At 70.5% G+C, this 3,502-nt stretch carries 3 protein-coding genes; 1 reads left to right on the top strand and 2 read right to left on the bottom strand.

Annotated elements, in window-relative coordinates; translation table 11 throughout:
• Positions 1 to 112: 112 nt before the first annotated feature.
• Both ABZ656_RS57080 and proS read right to left on the bottom strand, forming a co-directional pair.
• Entirely contained in the window at positions 113 to 709 is a 597-nt protein-coding gene (locus ABZ656_RS57080; RefSeq protein WP_054235363.1) for a hypothetical protein, read from the bottom strand.
• 251 nt (positions 710 to 960) lie between these two features.
• On the bottom strand, positions 961 to 2,376 hold the full coding sequence (gene proS / locus ABZ656_RS57075; RefSeq protein ID WP_360280533.1) for a proline--tRNA ligase: 1,416 nt from the start codon (positions 2,374 to 2,376) through the stop codon (positions 961 to 963).
• A 199-nt stretch (positions 2,377 to 2,575) separates the two neighbouring features.
• Here proS and ABZ656_RS57070 point away from each other — a divergent pair, with 199 nt between their 5' ends.
• Positions 2,576 to 3,403: an SAM-dependent methyltransferase gene (locus ABZ656_RS57070; protein WP_360280530.1), complete on the top strand. Its 828-nt coding sequence runs from the start codon at positions 2,576 to 2,578 to the stop codon at positions 3,401 to 3,403.
• Positions 3,404 to 3,502: the final 99 nt, after the last annotated feature.

Below are 3,502 nucleotides of genomic sequence, written 5' to 3'. Positions count from 1 at the left end.
ATGCCCGGCACCGGGGGTCACCGCCGAGGTCGGCAGCGCGCCCGGCTCGGACCGGGTCCCGCCGCGCGGGGCTGACTCCGACTGAGTACGGCTGCCACGAGCAGCCGTCCGCTCAGCTCGCCGCGGCGCCCACTACCTCGGGGATGCGGAACGGCTTCCCGCATCCTCCGCACACGATCGGCGCCTGCGCCAGCACGGACGGGACCACCCGTACGTTGCGGCCGCAGTCGCACACCGCCTTGACGCGAACGCCTCCCCCGGAGGAGCCGTGCCGGGCGGCCGGCCCCCGGAACGAGCGGGCCGTGTCCGCGGCGGTCGCGGCGGTGTGTGCCTTGAGGGCGCGTTGCAGCCGCTCGATCGTCGGGCGGTAGCGCCGCTTCGCCTCGGGGTTGAGCGTGACCAGGGAGAAGCCACTGCTGGGGTGCGGCTCCTCCGGGTGGTCGAGGCCCAGCTCTTCGGCGATGGCGAGGAATCTGCGGTTGTGGTACCGGCCGGCGCGCGAAGTGTCGCGGACTCCGCGGGCGGCGGCGATGCCATGGACTGCCTCATGCAGCAGTCGTTCGAAGGAGAGTTCGTGCCCGCAGGCGGACGACGATTCTCCGATCAGGGACTCTGGCGCGGCAAGATCGGGCAGTTCGGGGTGGTGCCGCTGAATGTCGGCCCACGCCCCTGCCAGCTCTGCGGCGAGAACAGGTGGTGTCGTGCTCACGTAATGACAACGAGCCGGGGGGCCTCTGTGTTCCTATTCCGGGGCATCCCAAATAATTTGCACGTACCCGTCAGTTGCCGCTGATGCGTCCGGACGAGGGCGGGTGCGCTGATCTGCGGAGAAGCCTCACAGCTCACACCAAGCCGGTACGTAGTAACGCGTACGCCCCGGCGCGTAGCCGGTGTCCGCGCGCCGGGGCCCCTGTGGTCTTCAGATGCGCAAGAGGCGTTTCGGCCTCGCCTGCGGCCTACTCAGTAAGCGCGCGCGACGACCGCGACGTTACCGGGTGCGTCGTCGGTGTCGGGCACCGACCCGTCCTCGGCGACCAGACACCGTACGGTCACGGAGTGCTCGGCGAGCTCGGCCTCGCCCTCTTCTCCGAGGTCGGCCCACGGAATGCGCGCCCAGCCGCCGGCGGTGGCCGTCTCGACGGCCTCCTGGATCGTCGACACCTCCGAAGTGCGGGACTCCCGGCGCTCACGCGACTGCTTCAGAAGCAGCGCCTGGTCCTCTTCGAGGACGGTGGGGAGCAGTTCCACCAGAGCGTCGATGGCGACCGGCTCCTTGCCGCCGGGGATACGGCGGACCAGCATCGCGGTGCCGTTCTCCAGGTCACGGGGCCCGACCTCGACGCGGACGGGGACGCCCTTGAGCTCCCAGTCGACGGCGCGCCGTCCGAACGGGACGTCGGTGCGGTCGTCCACGTGGACGCGTACACCCGCCGCCTTCAACCGGTCGCCGATTTCGCGGACCTTGGCCAGAACCGCCTCGTCGCCCTTGATCGCGAGGACGACGGCCTGGATCTGGGCGAGCCGCGGCGGGACGCGCAGTCCGTTGTCGTCGCCGTGCATCATCACCAGGGCGCCGATCATGCGGGTCGTCGAGCCCCAGGAGGTCTGCCAGACCAGCTCCTGCTTGCCTTCCTTCGACAGGTACCGGGTGTTGAAGGCCTTGGCGAAGTTCTGGCCCAGCTCGTGGCTGGTGGCCATCTGGAGGGCCTTGCCGTCGCCCATCATGCCTTCGAGCGTGAGGGTGTTGATGGCACCCGCGAAGCGCTCCTTGACGGTCTTGCGGCCGGGGACGACATCCATGCCGAGGACGTTCAGCATGAAGTCCTCGTACACCTGGCGGTGGATGTGCGCGGCGAAGTCGCGGGCGTCCTCGTACGTGGCGTGCGCGGTGTGGCCCTCCTGCCAGAGGAACTCGGACGTGCGCAGGAAGAGGCGGGGCCGCAGCTCCCAACGGACCACGTTCGCCCACTGGTTGATCAACAGTGGCAGATCGCGGTAGCTCTGCACCCACTTCGAGAAGTAGTCGTTGATGATCATCTCGGAGGTGGGTCGGACGACCGCGGGCTCCTCGAGCTCCTTGCCGCCGCCGTGCGTGACCACCGCGAGCTCCGGTGCGAAGCCCTCAACGTGGTCGGCCTCCTTGGTGAGGTACGACTGCGGGATCAGCAACGGGAAGTACGCGTTCTGGGTACCCGTCTCCTTGATGCGGGCGTCCATCTCCGCCTGCATCCGCTCCCACAGCCCGTACCCGTACGGTCGGATGACCATGGAGCCGCGCACCGGTCCGTTGTCGGCCAGCTCGGCCTTGGCGATCAGATCCTGGTACCAGCGCGGGAAGTCGTCCGCCTGGGGCGTGAGAACGGGTGCCTTTGCCATGGCGCGATGGTACGGGCACACGTTGCCGACATGTGAATTCTTGTGCCGCGCGCGGACAGCGCGCAAGCAGCACGCCACAACCCCTGGACGGCGCGACGAGTGCGGAGTTACCTGACATACGGGGGAAGAGCAAGCGCACTGCACGGGGGCAAGGGAAACGGGGCGCAGCGGCAACTCTCGGCGGATTGGGGCGCTTTCGATGACACCTACGCTCGTGCGGCATCACCTACCTCACGCGGCCGCGCCGCCCCGGGTGGATCCGTGTGCACGCGCGCGTGACTGGGCCGAGATCCAGGAGCGGATGCTGGTGCCGCTCTACGAAGCCGTCTACGAGCGGCTCGAAGTGGGCGCCGGGACGCGGGTCCTCGGCCTGCGCTGCGGTACGGGGCTGGCCCTTCTGATGGCGGCCTCCCGGGGAGCGGCGGTGACCGGCGTCGACTCCTCTTCGCCCGAACGGGTGGCGCTCGCGCGGGAACGGTTACTGCCGGACGGGTGGGGCACACGCGCGCGTGCCGACGCCCGGATCGTGGAGGGGTCCCCCTCGGACCTCGCCGACCCGACGGCGGCCGCGTACACGCTGGTGACCGCGTTCGAGCCGATCGGGTGCGCGCCGGGGGACGCCGAGGAACTCGGGGAGCTGCTGTCGGCAGCCACTCCGCTTGCCGAGCGGGGGGCGGCCGTGGTGCTGGTCGGATGGGGGCCGCCGGAGCGGTGCGCCACGTCCGCGGTGCTGCCGGGCGAGGGGTGCGGGCAGGCTCCTCGCCGGGACGACCTGGAGGAAGTCGCCGAGCGGGCCGGGCTCCGGCCGGACGGGTCCGGGCGGGTGGCGTGTCCCTTCGGGTACGCGGACGTGGAGAGCGCGGTGCGGGGGTTGTTGTCGACCGGGCTGTTCGACCCGGCGGTCGGTGCGACGGATGTGGTGCAGGTCGGCAAGGAGCTGACGGAGGCGCTGCATCCGTATCAGCGCGCGGACGGCACGGTGTGGATGCCGAACGTGTTCCGGTACCTGATCGCGCGCACGGGCTGAGGTCGCCGGGTCCTCGCCCCCGCCGCCCCTGCCCGTCCCGTCCCTGGGGGCTCCGCCCCCAGACCCCCGCCAAAAGATTGCGCAGTTCCCCGCGCCCCT

It is taken from the genome of Streptomyces sp. NPDC007095 (assembly GCF_040634475.1).
Lineage (GTDB): Bacteria > Actinomycetota > Actinomycetes > Streptomycetales > Streptomycetaceae > Streptomyces.
The sequence above is the reverse complement of the archived record's forward strand: the minus strand, read 5'-3'. Positions and strand labels throughout refer to the sequence as shown.